The sequence below is a fragment of the Streptomyces tritici genome, from assembly GCF_048500665.1.
GTDB lineage: Bacteria > Actinomycetota > Actinomycetes > Streptomycetales > Streptomycetaceae > Streptomyces > Streptomyces tritici.
Genome location: NZ_CP183183.1, coordinates 4949765 through 4972786, shown reverse-complemented (window position 1 = coordinate 4972786; position 23022 = coordinate 4949765). Strand labels below are relative to the sequence as shown.

General features: G+C 71.3%; 26 protein-coding genes and 5 tRNA genes. 9 read left to right on the top strand and 22 right to left on the bottom strand.

Annotated features, from left to right (window positions below; all coding sequences use genetic code 11):
* Positions 1–49: 49 nt before the first annotated feature.
* Positions 50–1666 carry a DAK2 domain-containing protein gene (locus tag ACNJ93_RS23205; protein ID WP_418959351.1) on the bottom strand — a complete coding sequence of 539 codons (1617 nt, stop codon included), beginning with the start codon at positions 1664–1666 and terminating at the stop codon, positions 50–52.
* Between the two features lie 248 nt (positions 1667–1914).
* Here ACNJ93_RS23205 and rpmB point away from each other — a divergent pair, with 248 nt between their 5' ends.
* Entirely contained in the window at positions 1915–2100 is a 186-nt protein-coding gene (rpmB, locus tag ACNJ93_RS23200; protein ID WP_003957616.1) for a 50S ribosomal protein L28, read from the top strand.
* A gap of 120 nt (positions 2101–2220) precedes the next feature.
* On the opposite strand, the gene thiD is transcribed toward rpmB, so the two are convergent.
* Both thiD and ACNJ93_RS23190 read right to left on the bottom strand, forming a co-directional pair.
* Positions 2221–3021: a bifunctional hydroxymethylpyrimidine kinase/phosphomethylpyrimidine kinase gene (gene thiD, locus ACNJ93_RS23195; RefSeq protein ID WP_418959350.1), complete on the bottom strand. Its 801-nt coding sequence runs from the start codon at positions 3019–3021 to the stop codon at positions 2221–2223.
* Complete coding sequence (locus ACNJ93_RS23190) at positions 3018–3980, bottom strand: thiamine-phosphate kinase (protein ID WP_418959349.1); 963 nt, start codon at positions 3978–3980, stop codon at positions 3018–3020. Before ACNJ93_RS23190 ends, thiD begins: the two co-directional genes overlap by 4 nt.
* 260 nt (positions 3981–4240) lie before the next feature.
* On the opposite strand from ACNJ93_RS23190, the gene ACNJ93_RS23185 reads away from it, so the two are divergent.
* Positions 4241–4474, top strand: a complete 234-nt coding sequence (locus ACNJ93_RS23185) for an Lrp/AsnC family transcriptional regulator (RefSeq protein WP_418959348.1) — start codon at positions 4241–4243, stop codon at positions 4472–4474.
* Positions 4475–4497: 23 nt separating this feature from the next.
* Complete coding sequence (locus ACNJ93_RS23180; RefSeq protein ID WP_418961498.1) at positions 4498–4983, top strand: DUF3515 domain-containing protein; 486 nt, start codon at positions 4498–4500, stop codon at positions 4981–4983.
* A 50-nt stretch (positions 4984–5033) separates the two neighbouring features.
* Here the strand turns inward: ACNJ93_RS23180 and ACNJ93_RS23175 are convergent, their stop codons facing one another.
* The 3 genes from ACNJ93_RS23175 to ACNJ93_RS23165 all read right to left on the bottom strand — a co-directional run bounded on the left by ACNJ93_RS23175 (position 5034) and on the right by ACNJ93_RS23165 (position 8003).
* Positions 5034–6173, bottom strand: a complete 1140-nt coding sequence (locus ACNJ93_RS23175) for a D-alanine--D-alanine ligase family protein (protein WP_418959347.1) — start codon at positions 6171–6173, stop codon at positions 5034–5036.
* Positions 6174–6243: 70 nt separating this feature from the next.
* Positions 6244–7254, bottom strand: a complete 1011-nt coding sequence (locus tag ACNJ93_RS23170) for an NAD(P)H-dependent glycerol-3-phosphate dehydrogenase (RefSeq protein WP_418959346.1) — start codon at positions 7252–7254, stop codon at positions 6244–6246.
* Positions 7251–8003: a lysophospholipid acyltransferase family protein gene (locus ACNJ93_RS23165; protein ID WP_418959345.1), complete on the bottom strand. Its 753-nt coding sequence runs from the start codon at positions 8001–8003 to the stop codon at positions 7251–7253. The genes ACNJ93_RS23170 and ACNJ93_RS23165 overlap by 4 nt, the downstream gene beginning before the upstream one ends.
* Positions 8004–8140: 137 nt before the next feature.
* Here ACNJ93_RS23165 and cofC point away from each other — a divergent pair, with 137 nt between their 5' ends.
* Positions 8141–8788 carry a 2-phospho-L-lactate guanylyltransferase gene (gene cofC / locus ACNJ93_RS23160; protein ID WP_418959344.1) on the top strand — a complete coding sequence of 216 codons (648 nt, stop codon included), beginning with the start codon at positions 8141–8143 and terminating at the stop codon, positions 8786–8788.
* 10 nt (positions 8789–8798) lie between these two features.
* A complete protein-coding gene (locus ACNJ93_RS23155) occupies positions 8799–9002 on the top strand; it encodes a hypothetical protein (protein ID WP_418959343.1) in 204 nt (67 codons plus the stop codon).
* A gap of 87 nt (positions 9003–9089) precedes the next feature.
* Here the strand turns inward: ACNJ93_RS23155 and ACNJ93_RS23150 are convergent, their stop codons facing one another.
* The 4 genes from ACNJ93_RS23150 to leuC form a co-directional block, all read right to left on the bottom strand.
* Entirely contained in the window at positions 9090–9752 is a 663-nt protein-coding gene (locus ACNJ93_RS23150) for an HU family DNA-binding protein (RefSeq protein WP_418959342.1), read from the bottom strand.
* Between the two features lie 143 nt (positions 9753–9895).
* Positions 9896–10123 carry a hypothetical protein gene (locus ACNJ93_RS23145; RefSeq protein WP_418959341.1) on the bottom strand — a complete coding sequence of 76 codons (228 nt, stop codon included), beginning with the start codon at positions 10121–10123 and terminating at the stop codon, positions 9896–9898.
* A 104-nt stretch (positions 10124–10227) separates the two neighbouring features.
* Complete coding sequence (leuD, locus tag ACNJ93_RS23140) at positions 10228–10821, bottom strand: 3-isopropylmalate dehydratase small subunit (protein ID WP_418959340.1); 594 nt, start codon at positions 10819–10821, stop codon at positions 10228–10230.
* Between the two features lie 6 nt (positions 10822–10827).
* Positions 10828–12252: a 3-isopropylmalate dehydratase large subunit gene (gene leuC, locus ACNJ93_RS23135; RefSeq protein WP_418959339.1), complete on the bottom strand. Its 1425-nt coding sequence runs from the start codon at positions 12250–12252 to the stop codon at positions 10828–10830.
* Between the two features lie 140 nt (positions 12253–12392).
* Between leuC and ndgR the strand changes: the two genes are divergently transcribed.
* Positions 12393–13109 carry an IclR family transcriptional regulator NdgR gene (gene ndgR, locus ACNJ93_RS23130; RefSeq protein ID WP_128977462.1) on the top strand — a complete coding sequence of 239 codons (717 nt, stop codon included), beginning with the start codon at positions 12393–12395 and terminating at the stop codon, positions 13107–13109.
* 126 nt (positions 13110–13235) lie between these two features.
* Here ndgR and ACNJ93_RS23125 read toward each other — a convergent pair.
* From ACNJ93_RS23125 to ACNJ93_RS23085, 9 genes are all read right to left on the bottom strand, one after another.
* A tRNA-Glu gene (locus ACNJ93_RS23125) sits at positions 13236–13311 on the bottom strand.
* A 41-nt stretch (positions 13312–13352) separates the two neighbouring features.
* A tRNA-Gln gene (locus tag ACNJ93_RS23120) sits at positions 13353–13424 on the bottom strand.
* Between the two features lie 18 nt (positions 13425–13442).
* Positions 13443–13518: transfer RNA gene (locus tag ACNJ93_RS23115), tRNA-Glu, on the bottom strand.
* A gap of 61 nt (positions 13519–13579) precedes the next feature.
* A tRNA-Glu gene (locus ACNJ93_RS23110) sits at positions 13580–13652 on the bottom strand.
* Between the two features lie 41 nt (positions 13653–13693).
* A tRNA-Gln gene (locus ACNJ93_RS23105) sits at positions 13694–13765 on the bottom strand.
* Positions 13766–13860: 95 nt separating this feature from the next.
* On the bottom strand, positions 13861–14583 hold the full coding sequence (locus ACNJ93_RS23100) for an HAD family hydrolase (protein ID WP_418959338.1): 723 nt from the start codon (positions 14581–14583) through the stop codon (positions 13861–13863).
* Positions 14584–14751: 168 nt separating this feature from the next.
* On the bottom strand, positions 14752–15993 hold the full coding sequence (locus tag ACNJ93_RS23095) for an ABC transporter permease (protein ID WP_418959337.1): 1242 nt from the start codon (positions 15991–15993) through the stop codon (positions 14752–14754).
* Complete coding sequence (locus tag ACNJ93_RS23090; RefSeq protein ID WP_418959336.1) at positions 15990–16718, bottom strand: ABC transporter ATP-binding protein; 729 nt, start codon at positions 16716–16718, stop codon at positions 15990–15992. Before ACNJ93_RS23090 ends, ACNJ93_RS23095 begins: the two co-directional genes overlap by 4 nt.
* Positions 16715–18196, bottom strand: coding sequence for a peptidoglycan-binding protein (locus ACNJ93_RS23085; RefSeq protein WP_418959335.1), 1482 nt, complete (start codon positions 18194–18196; stop codon positions 16715–16717). Before ACNJ93_RS23085 ends, ACNJ93_RS23090 begins: the two co-directional genes overlap by 4 nt.
* Before the next feature lie 317 nt (positions 18197–18513).
* On the opposite strand from ACNJ93_RS23085, the gene ACNJ93_RS23080 reads away from it, so the two are divergent.
* From ACNJ93_RS23080 to ACNJ93_RS23070, 3 genes are all read left to right on the top strand, one after another.
* Positions 18514–18921, top strand: coding sequence for a hypothetical protein (locus tag ACNJ93_RS23080; protein WP_418959334.1), 408 nt, complete (start codon positions 18514–18516; stop codon positions 18919–18921).
* Entirely contained in the window at positions 18903–19865 is a 963-nt protein-coding gene (locus ACNJ93_RS23075; protein ID WP_418959333.1) for a hypothetical protein, read from the top strand. The genes ACNJ93_RS23080 and ACNJ93_RS23075 overlap by 19 nt, the downstream gene beginning before the upstream one ends.
* Positions 19866–19961: 96 nt before the next feature.
* Complete coding sequence (locus tag ACNJ93_RS23070; protein ID WP_418959332.1) at positions 19962–20228, top strand: helix-turn-helix domain-containing protein; 267 nt, start codon at positions 19962–19964, stop codon at positions 20226–20228.
* A 75-nt stretch (positions 20229–20303) separates the two neighbouring features.
* Here ACNJ93_RS23070 and gltX read toward each other — a convergent pair whose 3' ends face one another.
* From gltX to ACNJ93_RS23055, 3 genes are all read right to left on the bottom strand, one after another.
* The gene (gene gltX, locus ACNJ93_RS23065) at positions 20304–21776 is read right to left on the bottom strand and encodes a glutamate--tRNA ligase (protein ID WP_418959331.1); all 1473 of its coding nucleotides are present in this window, start codon (positions 21774–21776) and stop codon (positions 20304–20306) included.
* Positions 21769–22545, bottom strand: coding sequence for a fumarylacetoacetate hydrolase family protein (locus ACNJ93_RS23060; protein WP_418959330.1), 777 nt, complete (start codon positions 22543–22545; stop codon positions 21769–21771). Before ACNJ93_RS23060 ends, gltX begins: the two co-directional genes overlap by 8 nt.
* Before the next feature lie 92 nt (positions 22546–22637).
* Positions 22638–22823 (bottom strand): hypothetical protein, encoded by a 186-nt coding sequence (locus ACNJ93_RS23055; RefSeq protein ID WP_418959329.1) that lies wholly within the window; start codon positions 22821–22823, stop codon positions 22638–22640.
* Positions 22824–23022 lie beyond the last annotated feature (199 nt).

Here is a 23022-nt window from a genome sequence, read left to right as displayed (position 1 = left end):
AGAACCCAGGGAGGCGCGGCCGCTCACGGACCGGAGCCCCACGTGCGCCCTACTCGACCCCGATGGACAACGGCGGCGCCCCGGCCCCCGCGTGGTAGACGACCGTGTCGACGGCCAGGTAGCCGCGCCGCACATGGGCCTCCAGGTCGGAGGCCAACGACTCCGGCGCGCCCTCGCCCACGACGAGCGTCACGAGTTCCCCGCCGGCCGACAGCATCCGGTCCAGCACGTTCACCGCGGTGGCGCCCACCTCCGCCCCGATGACCGCGACGTCCCCCTCGATCAGCCCCAGCACGTCCCCGGCCTGGCAGACGCCCGCCGAGGTGAACGACTGCCGTTCGGCGACGGCGAGTTCGGCGTACCGCGTCGCACCGGCCGCCGCCGTCATCGCGACGACGTCCTCGTCGAAGCGCCGGTCCGGCTCGTGGACGGCGAGCGCCGCGATGCCCTGCACCGCGGCCCGTGTCGGGATGAGCGCGACCCGGACGCCCTCGCCGCGGACCTGCGCGGCGGCCGCGGCGGCCGTCGGCCGCAGGTCGGCGTCGTTGGGCAGCAGGACGACCTCCCGCGCGTGCGCCCGCCGGATCGCCTCGACGAGGTCGCAGCTCGCCGGCGGCTCCCCGGACCTGGCCAGCACCGTCGTCGCCCCGGCCTCGCGGCACAGCTCGGCCAGCCCTTCGCCCGGCAGCACGGCCACCACCGCCCGCTGGACCAGTTCGGGCCGCGCCGCGCCGCCGGCCGCGAAGTGCGTGATCCGGATCCGGTACGGGCGTCCCGCCTCCACGCCCGCCTCGACCGCGGCCCCCGCGTCGTCCACGTGGACGTGCACGTTCCAGAGCCCGTCGCCGCCGACGACGACCAGGGACTCGCCGAGCGCGTCCAGCCGGGCCCGCAGCCGGGCGACCGCCGCGTCCTCGGCCTCCAGGAGGTAGATCACCTCGAAGGCGGGCCCGCCCTCGACGGCGCAGCTCTCCCCGACGGCGGAGTCACCGGCCCCGGCCTCCACGCCCACGGCCGGCCGTCCCGCCGCCGCGAGCGGCGGCTGCGCCTCGCCGGACACCGCCTCGACGAGGGCGCCGAGCACCATGACCAGACCGCGTCCTCCGGCGTCCACGACGCCGGCCCGCTCCAGTACGGCCAGTTGTCCGGGCGTCGCCTCCAGGGCCGCGCGTGCCCCCTCGTACGCCCTCCTGGCCACCGTCACGAGGTCCCCGCCCTGCGCGCACGCGCCGGCCGCGGCCGCGGCCACGCTGAGGATCGTGCCCTCGACGGGATGCGCGACCGCCTCGCGGGCCGCGTCGGCCGCGCGGGTCAGCGCCCGGGCGAGATGATCTCCGTCACGTCCGGCGGCCAGCACGGCCGCCATCCCGCGCAGGAGCTGCGACAGGATGGTCCCGGAGTTCCCCCGCGCCCCGATGAGCGCGCCGTGCGCCATGGCGCGGACGGCCTCCGGCAGGTCCGGCGCCGCGTCCCCGGCGAACGCCGCGTCCAGGGCGCGGGCCGCGGACTCGACGGTCAGGTACAGGTTGGTGCCCGTGTCCCCGTCCGCCACCGGATAGACGTTGATCGCGTCGATCGCCTCGCGCTCGCGCCCGAGCGCCGCCAGTGACAGGGAGCACCAGCTGCGGACCGCTGCGGCGTCGAGGGTCTGCGCGGTCTGCGGCACCTGGTGATCCTCCTGCTGGGTGGCCTGGGGCGGCGGCGGGCTGCACCGCAGGGTAGACCCGGCTGTCGCGGAGGCCGGGGGCGGGGCCCGGGGACGACATGGTAGTTTCGTTGCACGGGAGCAGCCGTTGTATGCTGCTTCGGTTGCCCGGCACAGTCGGGCCATTCCCCCGGCAAGCCACTTCAGATCACTGATCCGATTCCGGTGCGCCGGATTTCACTGTAAATCTGAAGTCTTTGGAGTGACCCGTGGCTGCCAACTGCGACGTCTGCGGCAAGGGGCCGGGCTTCGGCAACAACATTTCGCACTCGCACCGCCGCACGTCCCGTCGCTGGAACCCGAACATCCAGCGCGTGCGTGCCGTGGTCGGTCGGACGCCGAAGCGGCTCAACGTCTGCACCTCGTGCATCAAGGCCGGCAAGGTCTCGCGCTAACGCCGACGTTTCGTCGTAGCGCAGCCCCTGCGGTTGCCTTGAAGGCCGGTTCACCTCGGTGAACCGGCCTTTCGCCATGCCCGGAGACGTTCAAGGACCTTCGGGGACCTCCAGGAACGTTCAGGAACGCCGGGTCCAGCCGTGGTCGACCGGCCCGATCCCGCTCCCGAGCGCGAATCCGGCGGCGATCGCGCCCGTCACGTACGCCTTCGCCTCCTCCACGGCCCGGGGCACCGGCAGGCCCTTCGCGAGCCCGGCCGCGACCGCCGAGGCGAGCGTGCAGCCCGTCCCGTGGGTGTGCCGGTTGTCGTACCGGGGGGCGCGCAGCCAGTGCTCCTCGGTGCCGTCGGTGAGCAGGTCCACGACCTCCGCGGCGCCCCCGGGCAGATGCCCGCCCTTGATCAGTGCCCAGCGCGGCCCGTACGCGAGGATCGCGTCGGCGGCCCGCCGCATCCCGTCCTCGTCCTCGACCACCACGCCCGTGAGCTGCGTCACCTCGTCCAGGTTGGGCGTGGCGACGGTGGCCAGCGGCAGCAGCCGCGTGCGTACGGACTCCAGGGCGGAGGCGGCGAGCAGCGGGTCCCCGTGCTTGGAGACGCCGACCGGGTCCACGACCACGGGCGTCCCGGGCGTCCCGGCGAGCAGTCCGGCGACCGTCTCCACCAGCGCCGCGGTGGCGAGCATGCCGGTCTTGACCGCCCGGACGCCGATGTCGTCCACGACGGCCCGGTACTGGGCCCGTACGGCCTCCTCTGGAAGCTCCCAGACGCCGTGGACGCCCCGGGAGTTCTGGGCGGTGACGGCGGTGATCACGCTCATGCCGTGGACGCCGAGGGCGAGCATGGTCTTGAGGTCGGCCTGGATGCCGGCCCCGCCGCCGGAGTCGGATCCGGCGACGGTCAGCACCGAGGGGGGAGTCACTCGGTCTCCCCGAAGTGGTCCCAGCCGCCCTTCGTGTGCCACGGCGCCCCGTCCACGGTCACCTGCGGCAGCGCGGAGGGGTTGAGCACCTCGCCGATCACCTTCCAGCGCGCCGGCAGCTTCACGTCGGGCGGGAAGGTGGCGACGATGGCGTGGTCCTCTCCCCCGGTCAGCACCCACTGCAGCGGGTCGACGCCGACGGCCTGGCCGATGTCGTTCATCTGGGTCGGGATGTCGATGAGCCCGGACCGCAGGTCGATGCGGACCTTGCTGGCCTCGGCGATGTGCCCGAGGTCGGCGATGAGCCCGTCGCTGACGTCGCACATGGCGGTCGCCCCGAGCCCGGCCGCGGCGGGCCCGGCGTGGTACGGCGGCTCGGGCCGCCGGTGGGCCTCGACGAAGGCCCGCGGGGAGCGGAAGCCGCGGGAGAGCACCGCGTACCCGGCGGCGGACCAGCCGAGCCAGCCGGTGTACGCGACGACGTCGCCGGGCTGGGCGCCGCCCCGGGTGACGGGCTCGTGGTTGCGCAGGTCGCCGAGGGCGGTGATGGACACCGTGATGGTGTCGCCGCGGACGACGTCGCCGCCGACCACCGCCGCGCCCGCGACCTGGCACTCGTCGCGCAGCCCGTCCATGAGCTCCACCGGCCAGGTCACCGGGAGTTCGGCCGGGACGACGAGCCCGAGCAGCAGCGCCGTCGGCACCGCGCCCATGGCGGCGATGTCGGCGAGGTTCTGCGCGGCGGCCTTGCGGCCGACGTCGTACGCCGTCGACCAGTCGCGGCGGAAGTGACGTCCTTCGAGCAGGATGTCCGTGCTGGCCACCACGCGCCGGTCGGGCGCGGAGACGACGGCCGCGTCGTCCCCCGGTCCGATCCGTACCGCCGGGGTGGCGGTGAGCCGGGAGGTGAGCTCCTTGATGAGCCCGAACTCCCCCAGCTCGCCGACTGTGCCCTTCACCGCGTCTCACCTCGTGTCGTCGTGCTCGTCCCCGCCCGGCCCGCGTCGGGGTCGCGGTTGCGGTCGCGAGCCGTCACTGCCGTGGGTACGGTCGTGTTGACCGTCAACTTCTGTCGTGCGTACGTCACACCGCGGGCCGCCGGGGCCGCGCGGGTCTCCCCGCCGCGCTCGGGGACGCGGTACCGTGGCGAACCTTTACATCGGGTGCTGCTCCCAGCAACGATCCCCGCAACGATCCTCGCGGTCGCCCTGGAGGTTCCGTGGTACAGGCGTACATCCTCATCCAGACCGAGGTGGGCAAGGCGTCGCTGGTCGCCGAAGCCATCTCCCAGATCCCGGGGGTGATCCAGGCCGAGGACGTGACGGGTCCGTACGACGTGATCGTCCGCGCACAGGCGGACACGGTCGACGAGCTCGGCCGGATGGTGGTGGCCAAGGTCCAGCAGGTGGAGGGGATCACCCGCACCCTCACCTGTCCGATCGTGCATCTGTAGCCCCCGTCTACCCTTGGCCGGTGATGACTTCCCACCGGCCCTTCGGTCTGCCCGTCGCCGCGCTGCCCGCCGTCGCCGCGGTGCTGCTCGCCGTCGCGGGATGTTCCCCGACGGACGCGACGGCGTCGGTCCCGGTTCCCAGCCCGGCGGCCGAGGAGGCCGCCTACTGCCGTGCGCTGCACGACGCGCTTCCGCGGACTCTGTCGGGTTTCGACCGGAGCGGAGCGGAACCGGAGTCGGACCTGACCGCGGCCTGGGGGGACGGGGCGATCGTACTGCGCTGCGGGGTCCCGCGGCCCGAAAAGATGAGCGATCCCCAGGCGCAGGGCGTGGACGTGAACGGGGTCGGCTGGATGCTGGAGGTCCAGGAGTCCGGCGGGCCCCGCTTCACCACGACGTACCGGAAGGCGTACGTCGAGGTGACGCTGGACAAGCGCTTCGCCCATGACTCGGGCCCGCTGATCGGTCTGGCGGACCCGGTCGCCCGGACGGTCCCGAAGAGCCTCTGAATCCCCCCGTGGGCCCCGCCCGGCCGGCCCCGGCCGGGCGGTCCCCGGCTCTAGCGCAGCCCGGTGGAGCGGGTCAGCGCCGCCTGGATGAGCCGGTCGACGAGCTCCGGGTAGGAGACGCCGCTCTCCTGCCACATGCGCGGGTACATGGAGATCGGCGTGAAGCCGGGCATCGTGTTGATCTCGTTGATGACGAACTCGCCGTCCTCGGTGAGGAAGAAGTCCGCGCGGACCAGGCCCTCGCAGGACACGGCCTCGTACGCGGCGACGGCGAGGCGCTGGACCTCGGCGGTGGCCTCGTCGCCGATCGGGGCGGGGACGATGCCGGAGGCCGAGTCGATGTACTTGGCCTCGAAGTCGTAGAAGTCGTGGTCGGTGACCGGCGGGATCTCGGCGGGCACGCTGGCCCGCGGGCCGTCCTCGAACTCCAGGACGCCGCACTCGATCTCGCGGCCGCGGATCAGCGACTCGACGATGATCTTCGGGTCGTAGCGGCGGGCCTCCTCGATCGCCTCGTCGAGGCCGTCGAGTCCGTCGACCTTGGTGATGCCGACGGACGAGCCGCCGCGGGCCGGCTTCACGAAGAGCGGCCAGCCGTGGTCGGCGGCGAACTCGACGATCTTCTTGCGGGCCGCCGCCGCGTTCTGCTCCCACTCGCGCGGGCGGACCACGACGTACGGGCCGACCGGCAGGCCGAAGGAGACGAAGACGCGCTTCATGTACTCCTTGTCCTGGCCGACGGCGGAGGCGAGCACGCCCGCGCCGACGTACGGGACGCCGGAGAGCTCCAGGAGGCCCTGCAGGGTGCCGTCCTCGCCGTACGGGCCGTGCAGCATCGGGAAGACCACGTCGACCTCGCCGAGCGCCTTCGGCACGGTGCCGGGCTCGGTGAGGACGACCTCGCGGTCGGCCGGGTCGACGGGCAGGACGACGCCGCCGGTCTCGGACTCGGCGAGTTCCGCGACGCTGGGCAGCTTGCGGTCGGCGATGGCCATCCGCTCCGGGGCGTCGGCGGTCAGCGCCCAGCGCCCGTCCGTGGTGATGCCGATGGGCAGCACGTCGTACTTGTCCCGGTCGATCGCGCTCAGGACGGCGCCTGCGGTGACGACGGAGATGGCGTGCTCCGAGCTGCGGCCGCCGAAGACGACGGCCACGCGCGGCTTGCGGGGGCTCTGGCTGTTCTCGCTCATATCGCGATGAGACTACAACGAGAGTCTCCTGTGGCCGAGAACCGTCCCTCGTCCCCGTGGACGTACCTGATCAGCGGCGTTCGGCCTTGGCGCTGCGGGACATGAGCTCCTTGAGCCCGACCACCGGCGGCTTGCCCTCGTGCACGATCGAGACGACCGTCTCGGTGATCGGCATGTCGACGCCGTGCCGGCGGGCCAGATCGAGCACGGACTCGCAGGACTTGACGCCCTCGGCGGTCTGCTTGGTGACCGCGATCGTCTCCTCCAGGCTCATCCCGCGGCCCAGGTTGGTGCCGAAGGTGTGGTTGCGGGAGAGCGGCGAGGAGCAGGTGGCGACGAGGTCGCCGAGGCCGGCGAGTCCGGCGAAGGTCAGCGGGTCGGCGCCCATGGCGAGGCCGAGCCGGGTGGTCTCGGCGAGGCCGCGGGTGATGAGCGTGGCCTTGGAGTTGTCGCCCAGGCCCATGCCGTCGGCGATGCCGACGGCGAGGCCGATGACGTTCTTCACGGCGCCGCCGAGTTCGCAGCCGACGACGTCGGTGTTGGTGTACGGGCGGAAGTACGGGGTCATGCAGGCGGACTGGAGCCGTTCGGCGACGGACTCGTCGGCGCAGGCGACGACCGAGGCGGCGGGCTGCCGGGCGGCGATCTCCTTGGCCAGGTTGGGGCCGGTGAGGACGGCGACCCGTCCGACGGGCACGTCCGCGACCTCGGTGATGACCTCGCTCATCCGCTTGGCGGTGCCGAGTTCGATGCCCTTCATCAGGGAGACGAGGACGGTGTCCGGGGCCAGTTTCGGCGCCCAGTCGGCGAGGTTGGCGCGCAGGGTCTGCGAGGGGACGGCGAGGACGGTGAAGTCGGCGTCGCGGGCGGCCTCGGCGGGGTCGGTGGTGGCCCGCAGGTTGGCCGGGAGTTCGACGCCGGGCAGGTAGTCCGGGTTGGTCCGGGTGGTGTTGACCGCCTCGGCGAGTTCGGCGCGACGGCCCCAGAGGACCACCTCGCAGCCGGCGTCGGCGAGGACCATGCCGAAGGCGGTGCCCCACGAGCCCGTGCCGAAGACCGCGGCCTTGACGGGACGAGTCACTTGCTTCCCTCTCCTGCGGCCTTGCGCCGCTGTTCCAGCCGGGCCTGACGGTGGTCGTACGGGGTCGCGGGCGCCTTCTCGCCGCGGACCTCCTCCAGGAGCGCGGTGATCGCGGCCATGATGACCTCGGTCGCCTCGCGCAGGACCTCGGGCGTGGGTTCCTTGTCGTAGAACCGGGAGAGGTCGACCGGGGGTCCGGCCTGCACGATCAGCGTCTTGCGGGGGAACAGGCTGAGCTTGTTCTCCTTGGCGTACGGCGGCATCGCCAGGTTGGCGCCCCACTGCGCGACCGGGATCACCGGGACCTTCGTCATCAGCGCGACGCGGGCGGCGCCCGTCTTGCCGGCCATGGGCCACATGTCGGGGTCGCGGGTGAGGGTGCCCTCGGGATAGAAGGCGACGCACTCACCGCGCTCGATGGCGTCGACGGCGGCGCGGAAGGCGTCGAGGGCGTTGGTGGTCTCGCGGTACACGGGGATCTGGCCGGTGTTGCGCAGCATCATGCCGACGAACGAGCCCTTGAAGAGGGCGGCCTTGGCCAGGAAGCGCGGGACGCGGCCCGTGTTGTACTGGTAGTGCGCGTAGGAGAGCGGGTCCAGGTACGAGTTGTGGTTCACCGCGGTGATGAATCCGCCGTCCGCGGGGATGTGTTCCGTTCCGCGCCAGTCCCGCTTGAACAGAACCACCAGCGGCGGTTTTGCGATGACCGCCGCCAGGCGGTACCAGAAGCCGATTCTGCGGCGGGACACTCGGACACCTTCCTCTGGGACTGGCGTGCAGGGGGTCAAGTGTCGCCCCATGCTCCTGGTCTGTCGAGAACACCGTACGCCCCGGTCGGAAGCCCGGCCCTCCGGGTCGTGGCGCCGCCGCGACAGAATGGGCGGCGATGAACAGCGATCCGGACGGGGGCTGGTCCCTGGTCGTGCCCCTGAAGCCCCTTGCGCGGGCGAAGAGCAGGCTCGCCGCGGCGGCCGGCGAGCGGCTGCGGCCGCGACTGGCGCTGGCGTTCGCGCAGGACACGGTGGCCGCGGCGCTGGACTGCGGGCGGGTACGGGATGTGGTGCTCGTCACGGACGACCCGGTGGCCTCGGTGGCGCTGGCGGCGCTGGGCGCGCGGATCGTGCCGGACTCCCCCGCGGCCGGGCTCAACGCGGCGCTGGCGCACGGGGCGCGCGAGGTGCGCAGGGGGCGGCCGGGTGCGCGGGTGGCGACGCTGAACGCGGACCTGCCGGCGCTGCGCCCGGCCGAGCTGGACCGGGTACTGGCGGTGGCCGAAGAATTCCCGCGGGCTTTTCTCGCGGACGCCGCGGATATCGGTACGACTTTCCTTTCGGCCGATTCCGGGTTCGAATTGCGCCCCGCTTTCGGGGGTGCGTCGCGCCGCCGGCATTTGTCGTCGGGGGCGGTGGAAATCCGGCTCGCGGGGGTCGATTCGGTACGCCGGGACGTGGACACCGGCGAGGATCTGGCGGCGGCGCTGGCGCTGGGTGTCGGTCCTCGGACGGCGGCCCGCTGGGCGCCGTCGAACGGCTAGGCTGCCGTCCATGCAGGCGACCGCGTACACGTACGACCCCGAGACCCGCACCGGCAGCGTGCTGCTCGACGACGGCACCCCGGTGGAGTTCGGGGCCGAGGCCTTCGAGGCGGGCGGCCTGCGGCTGCTGCGCCCGGGGCAGCGGGTCCGGATCGAGGCGGAGGGCGCGGGGGCCGGCCTGCGGATCACGCTGGTGACGCTGCAGACGTTCTGACCTGCGGTTCTTGCGGACGCGCCGCGGGCCGGGCTCCCGAGGGGGAGCCCGGCCCGGCGTGTGAGTGGCCCTGTGCCGCGGTGCCGCCTACTTCTTGGCGGCGGTCTTCTTCGCGGCGGTCTTGCGCGCCGTGGTCTTCTTGGCAGGCGCCTTCTTCGCCGTGGCCTTCTTGGCCGGGGCGGTCTTCTTGGCCGTGGTCTTCTTGGCCGCGGCGGTGGTCTTCTTCGCCGGGGCGGCCTTCTTGGCGGCGGCCGTGGTCTTCTTCGCGGTGGTCTTCTTGGCCGCGGCGGTGGTCTTCTTCGCCGCCGTGGTCTTGGCCGCCGTCGTCTTCTTGGCGGTGGTCTTCTTGGCGGCGGCCTTCTTGGCCGTGGTGGCCTTCTTCGCCGCGGCCTTCTTGACGGTGGCGGAAGCGCCGCCGGTCAGGCTGCCCTTGGGGGCCTTCTTGACGGAGACCTCGCCGCCCTTGGGGAGCTTCTTCGAGCCGCTGACCAGGTCCTTGAAGCCCTGACCGGCCCGGAAGCGGGGCACGGAGGTCTTCTTGACCCGCACCCGCTCACCCGTCTGCGGGTTGCGGGCGTAGCGGGCCGGGCGGTCCACCTTCTCGAACGAGCCGAAGCCGGTGACCGAGACCCGGTCACCGTTCACCACGGCACGCACGATGGCGTCGAGCACGTGGTCGACGGCGTCGGCGGCCTGCTGGCGACCGCCCAACTTGTCAGCGATCGCTTCTACGAGCTGCGCCTTGTTCACGTCTTCCCCTTCGGAGACATTGCCAGAACGAAAGTGTTCAAGCGTTTTCGCACGTTAGGCAGATATATACCGCAAATCAAACACGAAACGGTCTAATCACCCTAGTGCCGCAACGCTGTGCAGATGTTGCGGAGTTCCGGTGGTCAGTCGCCTTCAGGGAATCGGCCCTCGTCGAGGTCCTTCATCAAGCGGTCGAGACGCGCTGCCGCGTCCGCGAGATCGTGCTTCGCCGCGGCCGTGACGACCAACAGCTTCCGGGACAGCGCCATCCTTACGCCCTCCGGGACTTGCAGTTCGCGCACTTTCGTGTGCGCTTCCTTCAATCGGGCGGCGACTGCCTCGTAGAGCTCGAGTTGGCTGTCGCGTTCCATGCACCGATTGTGCCATCTAGGGCGAGTTGTCGCCCGACAGGGGCTCAACATGCCACTGCGCCCCCCACCCGGAGGTGGAGGGCGCAGTTGGGGAAAACCGCTGCTCAGGCCGTAATTGTACGGGGCTTGAAGGACGGCCGGGCCGCCTCGTAGGCCGCGATGTCGGCTTCGTTCTGAAGGGTGAGGCTGATGTCGTCCAGACCGTTCAGCAGTCGCCAGCGGGCGTTCTCGTCGAGCTCGAAGTCGGCGTCGATCCCGGGGGCGAGGACCTTGCGGGCCTCCAGGTCGACGGTGATCTCGACGGCCGGGTCGGCCTCGGTCAGCTCCCACAGCGCGTCCACGGTCGGCTGCGGCAGGACGACCGTCAGCAGGCCGTTCTTCAGCGAGTTGCCGCGGAAGATGTCGGCGAAGCGGGAGGAGATGACGGTCTTGAAGCCGTAGTTCTGCAGGGCCCAGACGGCGTGCTCGCGGGAGGAGCCGGTGCCGAAGTCGGGGCCGGCCACCAGGACCGTCGCGCCCTGCCGCTCGGGGCGGTTGAGGACGAACTCCGGGTCCTTGCGCCAGGCCTCGAAGAGGCCGTCCTCGAAGCCGTCGCGGGTGACCTTCTTCAGCCAGTGGGCCGGGATGATCTGGTCGGTGTCGACGTTGCTGCGGCGCAGCGGGACGGCCCGGCCGGTGTGGGTGGTGAAAGCTTCCATGGTTCCTCAGACCCCCGCGGTGGTGGCGACGTCGGACAGATCGGCCGGGGAGGCCAGGTGGCCCAGCACGGCGGTGGCGGCGGCGACCTGCGGGGAGACCAGGTGGGTGCGGCCGCCCTTGCCCTGCCGGCCCTCGAAGTTGCGGTTGGAGGTGGACGCGGAGCGCTCACCGGGAGCCAGTTGGTCGGGGTTCATGCCCAGGCACATGGAGCAGCCCGCGTGCCGCCATTCGGCGCCGGCCTCCTTGAAGACCTTGTCCAGGCCCTCCTCGACGGCCTGCAGGGCCACCCGGACCGAGCCGGGGACGACCAGCATGCGGACGCCGTCGGCGACCTTGCGGCCCTCCAGCAGGGCGGCGGCGTTGCGCAGGTCCTCGATGCGGCCGTTGGTGCAGGAGCCTACGAAGACGGTGTCGACCTTGATGTCCCGCAGCGGCTGCCCGGCGGTCAACCCCATGTACTCCAGGGCCTTTTCGGCGGCCAGGCGCTCCGAAGCGTCTTCGTACGAAGCCGGGTCGGGGACGTGCGCCGAAAGCGGCGCGCCCTGGCCGGGGTTGGTGCCCCAGGTGACGAACGGCGCCAGTTCGGCGGCGTCGATGACGACCTCGGCGTCGAAGACGGCGTCCTCGTCGGTCTTCAGGGTCTTCCAGTACGCGACGGCGGCGTCCCAGTCCTCGCCCTCGGGGGCGTGGGCGCGGCCCTTCAGGTACGCGAAGGTGGTCTCGTCGGGGGCGATCATGCCCGCGCGGGCGCCGGCCTCGATGGACATGTTGCAGATGGTCATCCGGGCCTCCATCGAGAGCTTCTCGATGGCGGAGCCGCGGTACTCCAGGACGTAGCCCTGGCCGCCGCCGGTGCCGATCTTCGCGATGATCGCCAGGATCAGGTCCTTGGCGGTGACGTCGGCGGGCAGCTCGCCGTCCACGGTGATGGCCATGGTCTTCGGGCGGGCCATGGGCAGCGTCTGGGTGGCCAGCACGTGCTCGACCTGGCTGGTGCCGATGCCGAAGGCCAGCGCGCCGAAGGCGCCGTGCGTGGAGGTGTGCGAGTCGCCGCAGACCACGGTCGTGCCGGGCTGGGTCAGGCCCAGCTGCGGTCCCACCACGTGGACGACGCCCTGCTCGACGTCGCCCAGGGGGTGCAGCCGCACGCCGAACTCGGCGCAGTTCTTCCGCAGCGTCTCCAGCTGGGCGCGGGAGACCGGGTCGGCGATCGGCTTGTCGATGTCCAGGGTGGGGGTGTTGTGGTCCTCGGTGGCGATGGTGAGGTCGAGCCGCCGGACCTGCCGTCCGTTCTGCCGGAGACCGTCGAAGGCCTGGGGGCTGGTCACCTCGTGCAGCAGGTGCAGATCGATGAAGAGGAGGTCGGGCTCGCCCTCGGCGCGCCGGACGACATGGTCGTCCCAGACCTTCTCCGCGAGTGTCCTACCCATCGCTTTCCCTCCGGCCGGCGGCTGCGCCGGCACCACTAGAGACCCGTTTCGCGGGCCGTTGTGCGGCCGCCACACCAGAGTGGCAAGTTCCCAGGAAAATTGAACTTGCGTTTCACAGAGTGAGACGCGAATATCGTTGCATGGACAACTCTAGCGGCGTGGGCGTTCTGGACAAGGCAGCCCTTGTCCTGAGCGCCCTGGAGTCCGGTCCGGCCACCCTCGCAGGTCTGGTCGCGGCGACGGGACTCGCACGACCCACGGCACACCGACTGGCCGTGGCACTGGAACACCACCGGATGGTGGCCCGCGACATGCAGGGCCGGTTCATCCTCGGACCGCGGCTGGCGGAGCTCGCCGCCGCGGCCGGCGAGGACCGTCTGCTCGCGACCGCCGGGCCGGTGCTGACGCATCTGCGCGACGTGACGGGGGAGAGCGCGCAGCTCTACCGGCGCCAGGGCGACATGCGCATCTGCGTGGCGGCGGCGGAGCGGCTGTCCGGCCTGCGGGACACCGTGCCGGTCGGCTCGACGCTCACCATGAAGGCCGGCTCCTCGGCGCAGATCCTGATGGCCTGGGAGGAGCCCGAGCGGCTGCACCGCGGCCTCCAGGGCGCCCGCTTCACGGCGACGGCCCTGTCGGGCGTACGGCGCCGCGGCTGGGCCCAGTCGATCGGCGAGCGCGAGCCGGGCGTGGCGTCCGTCTCGGCGCCCGTACGGGGCCCCTCGAACCGCGTGGTGGCCGCCGTCTCGGTCTCCGGGCCGATCGAGCGCCTCACCCGCCACCCCGGGCGCATGCACGCCCAGGCGGTCATCGACGCGGCCGCGCGCCTCACCGAGGCCCTGCGCCGCAACGGCTGATCCTCTTCCCCTCTTCACCTGTACGTTCCCGGCCCACCGCTCCAACGCCGCAGCGGTGGGCCGGAGTTGTCCGCACAACGGCAGACAGCGAAGAAGCCCTCCCCCGAAGGGAAGGGCTTCTTCGTCTGGTACCCCCGACCGGATTCGAACCGGCGCTACCGCCTTGAGAGGGCGGCGTGCTAGGCCGCTACACAACGGGGGCAAGATCTGAGCCACGCGACGAAGTCGCATGACGTTACTGCGCTGGCCTACCTGGACTCGAACCAAGACTAACTGAACCAGAATCAGTCGTGCTGCCAATTACACCATAGGCCACTGGTGGTTTAGACCAGTTGGTACCCCCGACCGGATTCGAACCGGCGCTACCGCCTTGAGAGGGCGGCGTGCTAGGCCGCTACACAACGGGGGCCCTAGCGATCCTGCATCGAGTTCACCGGGAGCTACCCAAGTGATCCCGCGGGAAGGATCTGTACCCCCGACCGGATTCGAACCGGCGCTACTGCCTTGAGAGGGCAGCGTGCTAGGCCGCTACACAACGGGGGCTTTGCGGATCAGATCCGCGAGTTGCAGATGAGCTCTGCGAGCTGGCCTACCTGGACTCGAACCAAGACTAACTGAACCAGAATCAGTCGTGCTGCCAATTACACCATAGGCCACCGGGGCGTGATCACTCCGGGGAGGGATCTTGCTCTGGCTTGCGCTTCCGGGGTTCTCGGCCTTTCGGCTTGCTCCCCTCGGCGCAGGAAGAACATTACCCGAAGGTGTCCGGCGCTCCAAAACGGGTATCCCCGCGCAGCACCCGGGGCAGCTGGTGGAGGTCGGTGATCCGGGTCAGCTCGGGCCTCCCGCCGGCCCCGGTGCGGTCCAGCCAGATGCCGGTGAGCCCGGCCTCCTGGGCCCCGCGGGCGTCGATGTCCGGGTGGTCGCCGACGTACGCGACCTGCGCCGGGGGCAGCCCCAGGGTCTCGCAGGCGGCGTGGAACGCCGCGGCGGCGGGCTTGGCGACGCCCAGCTCCACGCAGCACAGGACGGCCTCGAAGCGGTCCCGTACCCCGAGGGCGCGCAGCTTCGGCTCCTGGACCCGGCTGCTGGCGTTGGACAGCACCGCGTGCCGGTACTCCCCGCCGAGGAGGTCCAGGACCGGCAGGGCGTCCGGGAAGAGCGCCCAGGCGGCCTCGTAGTGGGCCACGTACCGGCCGAACCAGGCGTCGACCTCGGCCCGGCCGAGCCGCGGCTGCCCGAGGAAGTCGCGCACCCGCTCGCGCCGGTGCTCCTCGTAGTCCCCGCCCTCGGCCTCGAAGCGCCGCCAGTGCAGCCGCGTGAGCTCCTGCCAACGGAAAAGGGCCTGGTCGACGGAGTCGAATCCGTCGATCAGGCCCTCGGCCGTGAGATGGTCCCGCATGCCGACGAGGTCGGCCGTGGCGTAGTCGAAGATCGTGTCGTCTACGTCCCAGACAATCGCTCCAATGGTCATGCCACGACGGTACCGCGTGGCCCCCCGGGGGTTCGGGAGTCAACTCCCGATGAGCCCAGCGGCCGTGTACCGGACGATCGCACGGATGGCCACGGGACGACGGTTACGGCCGCGGGGGGAGTCAGGGGCGAGGTCCAGCTCTGCACGGCCTCCCTGCCCGGCGGTCGGTCAGTGACGCAGGGCCTCCGCGGGCTGGATGCGGGCGGCGCGCCAGGCGGGGTAGAGGCCGGCGACGAGACCGGTCAGCAGACCGATAGCCGGGGCCGCGGCCGCCGTTGCCGGGTGGATCACCGGGGTCCAGTCGCGGACCACGGCGACCAGTACCACTGTCAGGACGCCCAGGGACGTGCCGACGAGGCCGCCCAGCGCGCCGAGCGCGCCGGACTCCGCGAGGAACTGCACGGTGATGTGGCGACCGCGGGCTCCCAGGGCTCGGCGCAGGCCGATCTCGCCCGTGCGCTCCAGGACGGCGACCAGCGTGGTGTTGGCGATGCCCACAGCGCCGATCACCAGGCAGATCGCCGCCAGCAGGAGAAACAGCCGGTTCAGGTCGTCGCCGACCTTGCCGCGCAGGGCCTTGGGGTCCGGTGGCGGCACCACCTTGAAGTACTCCGGGTGGTCCGGGCGCAGTGCCGTCGCGGCCTCGCGGGCGATCTGCGGAGCCGCACCCAGCTCGGTGGATACCAGCATCTGCGCACCGCCGTCCGTCGGCCGGCCCCAGATCCGTTCCGCCGTGGTGTGCGGTACAGCGACCGACAGCAACAGGTCGGCCTTCCGGTCGGCGCCGGAGACGATGCCGGTGACGGTGAACGGCCGGCCGCCGATGAAGATCGCCGGATGGGTCGCCAGCGTGGTGATGCCGAGCCGGTCGGCGACCCCCGTACCGATCACGGCCACCGGTGCCGCCCGGCCCGAGGCATAGGCGTCGTAGACCCTGCCTTCGGCCAGCCGGGCGCCCGCCGCGGCGAACACTCCGGGTGAGGCGGCCACGACGTCGGCGGTGTTCCCCGCGCCGTCGTTCCCGGCGACGGCTGAGGAGCGCACGGATTCGTCGGGGGACAGCCGCACCGGCCAGTGCACTCCCGCGTGCTCGACGCCGTTCAGCCGCTCGATCCGTGCGTCGGCGTCCGCCGGGAAGGCGGGGCCGGCGAACTCGTCCTGCTCGCGGGCGACGTCCTCGACGGTCACCTCTGTCGCGCTCAGGGTATTGAACCGCGTGTCGATCTGCGAGGAGGTGGTGGCCGTCAGTCCGAGAATCGCCACGAAGGTGCCCACGCCCAGGACCGTGCCGAGTGCGGTCAGCGCGGAACGCCCCGGACGTTGGAGCATGCCGGCGAGGGACTCGGACAGCACATCACGCCAGGCGAGCACCGAGGGCCGAATGCGGGCCGTGCGTCGTACCCGCCTCATCCGAGCACCTCGGGCGTCCGCGTACCGGATGCGCGCAGCACTCCGTCCCGGATGGTCACCGTGCGCTTGGCGCGGGCGGCGACCAGCGGATCATGAGTGATCACCAGGACCGTCATGTCGTCCGCGTGCAGCTGCTCCAACAGGGCCAGCACCGAATCGGCGTTCGCCGAGTCGAGGTTCCCGGTCGGTTCGTCGCACAGCAGCAGGGACGGGCGGGTCACGAGCGCGCGGGCGATGGCCACCCGTTGCCGCTCTCCGCCGGACATCCGGGTGGGGACGGCCTCGACGCGGTGGCCGAGGCCCACCTGCTCCAGCGCCTGGCGGGCCCGGGGCGCACGCTCCCGGCGGGAGGTGCCGTTGTAGACCAGGGCGAGCATGACGTTCTCCAACGCGCTGCGCTGGGGCAGCAGATGGAAGGACTGGAAGACGAACCCGATGCGCCGGCCGCGCAGCGCGGTGCGATCGGCGTCCCGGAGCGCCCCGGTGTCGATGCCGTCCAGCAGGTACCTGCCGCACGTGGGCGCGTCGAGCAGGCCGGCGATGTTGAGGAAGGTGGACTTGCCGGACCCCGACGGGCCGACGACGGCGACGAACTCGCCGCGCTCGACGGTCAGGTCGCAGGGCCTGAGGGCGGTCACCGGAGGTGGTCCGGGGTAGGTCAGTCCGACCTCGCGGAACTCGATGACCGGCTCGGGGCCCGGGGCGGAACCGGAGACGGCGGTCACGGGGAGGTCCCCTCGCGGGACACGCCCGTGATGACCTGCTCGCCCGGGGCCAGCGTGCCGCCCGCCGACGGCGTGACGGCCACGAAGCCGTCCCCGGCCGTGCCCGCGCGGATCTCCACCCGGCGCCGGTCGCCGTCGGTCTCGACCACCGTCACGGTGGTCCGCCCGTCCGCGCCGGAGCTGATCGCCGTGATCGGTACGACGAGCGCCTTTCCCCGGGTGGAGGCCGCGATGACGGTGACGCGTACGTCCTGGCCGGTCAGGTCGGGGCCGAGCGGGATGTCAGGCGTGATCTCGACGAGCCAGCCGCTCGGCCCCTGGCCCGTCTGTGCGGCGTCGTGAGGGACTTGCCCCTCGCCGCCCGACGCGCCGGCCTGGACGGGAGCGTCCGAGACGGAGTCGACCTTGCCCTTCGCGGAGGCGCCGGTCACCTCGGAGTAGATCTCGGCCGTACCCCCGGGACGAATGAGGTCCTTCTGGTAGTCGGGGACGTGGGCCTGCACGACGAGCCGGCCGGCCGACAGCTTCATCGCGGTGCCGGTCGCCTCTCCGCCGACCTTCGCGGATACCGAGTCCACGCGGGCAGGGAAGCTCTTCAGGAACACCACCTCGGCCGCGGGCAGCATCGGGCCGGCCGCCGCTTGGGCGGCGGCGAGCTTCCGGCGTGCGGCGGAGAGGTCTTCCCGCGCCCTGCTCACGGCGGTTTGCCGGCCAGCGCCGTCGTCGCCGATCGCACCCGCGTCGGCGGACGCCGACTTCGGCGGCGACAACGCGTCCTCGGCGTCCTCCAGAGCACGTTCGGCCGCGGTGACCCCACCTCGGGCGTCCTCGACCGGGTCGCCCTCGCCTTCCTGGGCGGCCATCGGGTCATACCCCAGGGACCGGTAGAAGGAGTCGAGGGCCGCTTTCGTGCCGGAGCCGAAGCGGCCCGCCGCGTCGGGCGTGGTGCGGTGGCCGAGCTTACGCAGAGCGCGCTGGAGTTGGCGCACATCATCGCCGGTCGCGCCCGGACGCAGGTCGCGGTACACGGGCAGGTCGCCCTGCAGGGCGAACACGGGCCGCCCGGACACCTCCATCAGGACCTTCCCGGCCCGCACGGTGTCCCCGGGCCGCACGGGAATCTTAGTGATGACCGGGCGTGCCGCACCCTCGCCGGCAGCCACCTGCGGAATCACGTCGACTGTATGACCGGCCACGACTTCACCGCGGGTGATGACCGACGAGGTGAGCACCCGGTGTTCCACGGGAGCGGTCAGCACGTCGGGCCTGGGCGGTGCGGCCTCCGCGGCCGCCTGCGCGGGCGACTTCACCAGCAGCGCCGCACCCAGGCCGCCGAGGGTGGCGAGCACCGCGCCCGCGGCGACGGCGGCCACCCAGCGGCGGCGGCCGGCCACCCCGCCCGATCCTGGTGCGGGCCCGGTCGGCACCGGGCCGTCGGGCTGGTCCGTGACCGCCGCGGCGTCCTCGTCCTGCGTCATCGTCGTCCTTCGTCGTATCACCGGTGCGTGCGGGCGGCCACCGACGATGACCGCCGCCGGCGCCCGGGGCAGGGGAGGCCTTTCGCGCGCACGCGGGCGTGGAAGTGTGCACGGTCCAGGGAGACGGCCGTGGCCGACGCGGCAGCCGGAGCGCATGGGGGACTCCGGTGAGCAGGGGCCTCCGGCCCGGGCGGCCACGGTAAAAGCCGCAGGTCAGGGGCGTCTACTGTCCTCTAGGACAGTAGACGCTCAGGCCCGCCCGTGATCCACTTTCCGTTTGCAAGATCTTTACGATTCGATGGAACGACAGGGACGAAATGAACAAGCGCGTAATGAGGGCGGCGTTCGCGGCCGTGGCCGTGGGCGGGATCCTGATGGGCACCGCCGGTCCGGCGGCGGCTGCGTACGACAAGGACGGAAAGCTGGAGTCGGGCGAGTTCGGCTTCTACTACAACTCCGGCAGGGTCGGCTGCATCTTCGACACCAGCACGGACAACAACTTCGCGGACGACCGCTTCAAGGATCCGAGCAACGTCAACTGCGCGGGTGAGGGGCAGACGACGAACGACAACACGGCGTCGTACTGGAACCGCTCGGTGTTCGTCGAGTACGTCTGGACCGACTGGTACAAGGAGGGAATCCGGGGCTCGCTCCCGGTCGGCTACTACGGCGACGCGTCGGACACCTTCAAGAACAAGATCTCCTCGTGCAGTATCACCACCTGACGGTGAGCCGAATCCGCATGACCGCCGTCGTCGCCGTCTTCGCCCTGGCGGGCTGCTCCGCCACGGGCTCGGACGGCGCCGCCGGCCGTACCGAACCGCCGCTCGGCTCCGTGCCGGCGATGCTCAGAACCGTGGACGTCGGTTTCCCGCTGGACGCCTACGAGGCCACCCCCGAGCAGCACAACACGCTCACCCGCGCGCAGAACGTGCTCATCGGCCAGTGCATGTCCCGGCTCGGCTTCGCCTACCGGCCACCAGCACAGCCTCAGGTGCCGACGACCGGGATGAACGCCCGGATCTTCGGTCTCGCCGACCCGGACGCGGCGGCGCGCTACGGCTATATGAACCCCTCCGTGGCGAAGGCGCAGACGCCGCCGGCCCCGGCGAAGCCGCCCACCCAGGCGGAGCTGCTGGCCCTCAACGGCAAGGACGACCTCCAGCCGACCGACCTGCCCGCCACCTTGGAGGAGGCGGAGAAGGCCGGAGGCAGCGAGGTCACGTTCAACGGGCACAAGGTGCCCGTGGGCGGCTGCGCCCGCGAGTCCTTCCTCAAGCTCTACGCCCGCAAGGCGAACGAGGTCGACGTTCTCTTCGTGTTCAACCTCAGGGGCGAGGCGGAGTCGAAGGCCCGTGAGGACTCCCGGATCCGCGCGGTCGACAAGAAGTGGTCACAGTGCATGGCCAAGGCCGGATATACGGTCAACGACCCGATGAAGGCACCCAAGGAGCTGGGCTTCGCGGGGCCCGAGCTGTCCGGTCCGCGTGCGGTCACCGCCGCCAAGGCCGACGTACAGTGCAAGGAGCAGGTCAACCTGGTCGGCGTGCACTACGTGGTGACGAAGGCCTACCAGCAGCAGTTGATCGAACAGCACGCGGAGACACTGGCGCTCGTCAAGGAGCAGGTGGACAGCAGGCTGAAGCTCGCGGCCTCGCTGACGCACTGACCCCCGGGACGACGTCCCGTCGAGAGAGAAACGATGACAACCGCCTGCAGACTGTGCCGTCTCCCTGAGCCGTTGCGCTCCACCGTGGAGACGGCCATGTCGCGCCTGCACACCCTCACCGCCAGGGAGTCCCAGATCCTCGTCCAGCTCGCTGCCTCGCAGGACTCCGACGAACTCTCCCGGGCGATGGGAATCTCGGTGCGGACGGTGAAGTTCCACGTCGCGAACCTGCGGAACAAGCTCGGTGGGATAAGCCGGTTCCAACTGTGCCTGGTGGGCGTGTTCGAGATCATGGACTTCACCGGCAGCACCGAGTTCTGTTCCGCGCACGGCACGCGGCCCGGCCCCCTGCCGGTGGGGTGAGCGAGGGCAGGACCGCGGCGACGGAACGACGGAAAGGGCGCCGGCCACATGGCCGGCGCCCTTCCTCGCGGACCCTCAGGCCGTCAGCTTCGCCAGCGCGGCGTCGATGCGGGAAAGGGTGCGCTCCTTGCCCAGGATCTCCAGGGACTCGAAGAGCGGGAGGCCGACCGTGCGGCCGGTGACGGCGACGCGGACCGGGGCCTGGGCCTTGCCGAGCTTCAGGCCGTGCTCCTCGCCGGCGGCCAGGACCGCGTTCTTGAGGGACTCCGGGTCGGTCCAGTCCGCGGCCTCCAGCTTGGCGCGGGCGGTGCGCAGCAGGGCGTCGGAGCCCTCCTTCATGGCCTTCTGCCAGGACGCCTCGTCCTCGACCGGCTCCTTCAGGAACAGGAAGTCGACGTTGGCGGTGATGTCCGACAGGACGGTGACGCGGGTCTGGGCGTACGGCGCGATGCGCTCCCAGGCGGCGCGGTCGAAGTCCTCGGGGGCCCAGGCGGCGTGCGGGGCCTGCAGCCAGGGCTCGCAGGCCGCGGCGAAGGTCTTCTCGTCGAGCATGCGGATGTGGTCCGCGTTGATCGACTCGGCCTTCTTGAGGTCGAAGCGGGCCGGGTTGGCGTTGACGTCCGCGATGTCGAACTTCTCGATCATCTCCGGGACGGTGAAGATGTCCTGGTCGGCGGAGAAGGACCAGCCGAGCAGGGAGAGGTAGTTCAGCAGGCCCTCCGGGAGGAAGCCGCGCTCCCGGTAGAGGTTGAGGGAGGCCTGCGGGTCGCGCTTAGAGAGCTTCTTGTTGCCCTCGCCCATCACGTACGGCAGGTGGCCGAACTGCGGGATCTCCTTGGCGACGCCCAGCTCGATCAGCGCCTTGTAGAGCGCGATCTGCCGCGGGGTGGAGGAGAGCAGGTCCTCGCCGCGCAGGACGTGGGTGATCTCCATCAGGGCGTCGTCGACCGGGTTGACCAGGGTGTACAGCGGGGCGCCGTTGGCGCGCACGATGCCGTAGTCCGGGACGTTGTCCGGGGTGAAGGTGAGCTCGCCGCGGACCAGGTCGGTGAAGGTGATCGGCTCGTCGGGCATCCGGAAGCGGACGATCGACTCGCGGCCCTCGGCGCGGTAGCGCTCGATGCGCTCGGGGCTCAGGTTGCGGCAGGTGCCGTCGTAGCCGGAGGGCTTGCCGGCCAGGCGGGCCGCGTCGCGGCGGGCCTCCAGCTCGACCGCGGTGCAGAAGCAGTGGTACGCGTACCCGCCGGCGAGCAGCTTCTCCGCGACGTCCCGGTAGATGTCCATCCGCTGGGACTGGCGGTACGGGGCGTGCGGGCCGCCGACCTCCGGGCCCTCGTCCCAGTCGAGGCCCAGCCAGCGCAGCGAGTCGAGCAGCTGGTGGTAGGACTCCTCGGAGTCGCGGGCCGCGTCGGTGTCCTCGATGCGGAAGACCATGGTGCCCTGGTTGTGCCGGGCGAAGGCCCAGTTGAACAGGGCGGTGCGGACCAGGCCCACGTGGGGGTTGCCGGTCGGGGACGGACAGAAACGGACGCGGATCGCGTTAGCCACGCTTGATCACCTTGTTGGTGAGAGTGCCGATGCCTTCGATGGTGACGGCGACCTCGTCGCCGACGTTGAGGGGGCCGACCCCGGCGGGGGTGCCGGTGAGGATGACGTCGCCCGGGAGCAGCGTCATGGCCTCGGAGATGTGGACGACCAGGTCCTCGATGGAGCGGATCATGTCGCTCGTACGACCCAGCTGGCGCTGCTCACCGTTGACCGTGCACTGGATCGTGACGTCGGCGGGGTCGAGGTCGGTCTCCACCCAGGGCCCGAGGGGGCAGGAGGTGTCGAAGCCCTTGGCGCGGGCCCACTGCTTCTCGCGCTTCTGGACGTCGCGCGCGGTGACGTCGTTGGCGCAGGTGTAGCCGAAGACGACGTCCTTGACGCGTTCGCGCGGCACCTCGCGGCACATGCGGCCGATGACGACGGCCAGTTCCGCCTCGTAGTGCAGTTCCTCGGAGAAGGAGGGGTACTCGATGGCGTCGCCCGGGCCGATGACCGAGGTGGTCGGCTTGAAGAAGGTGAGCGGGGCCTCGGGGACCTCGTTGCCGAGTTCTGCGGCGTGCTCCGCGTAGTTGCGGCCGACGGCCACGACCTTGTTGGGGAGCACGGGGGGCAGGAGCCGGACCTTGCTCAGGGGGACCTTCGTCCCGCTGAGCTCGAAGTCGGTGTACGGGATGCCCTTGATGATGTCGAGGACGAGGCCGTCCGGGCCCTCGCCCTCCACGGCGCCGAAGGCGACATTGCCGTCGATGGAGAATCTGGCGATGCGCACGCGTGCTGTCGCCCCTCACTGGTGCTGGCTGGAGTCTGACGCTCCAGGCTAACGCGGTGAGGGGCCCGGCCTGTTCGACCGGAGGGCGCGGACTACTCCGCGGCGGCGGTCACGGGCGCGTCCATCAGAATGGTGCGGCGCGGGTTGGCGGTCTGGGAGGGGAGCTCGACGGCGTACTCGGACTGCGCGCCCCGGTCCAGCTGCTCGGCGTCCTCCAGGTGGGCCAGCGTGGTGCGGCGGGGGTTGGCGATCTTGCGCAGGAGCATGGTGGTCTTCATCGCGGGTGTCAGGCCCTCTACAGAGTCGCTTCACTTGTAAAGCGTCAGGCTAAACACCTCGCTCCCTTCGAATACATGGAAGAGACACCCATTCGGGTGTGAGTTTGCTCACCACCCGCGAGACAATTCCGGCATTGCGGACAGGGTGCCAGGCCCCGCGAAACGGACATCCCGTGCGTGAATGCGTTATTCCGCTCCT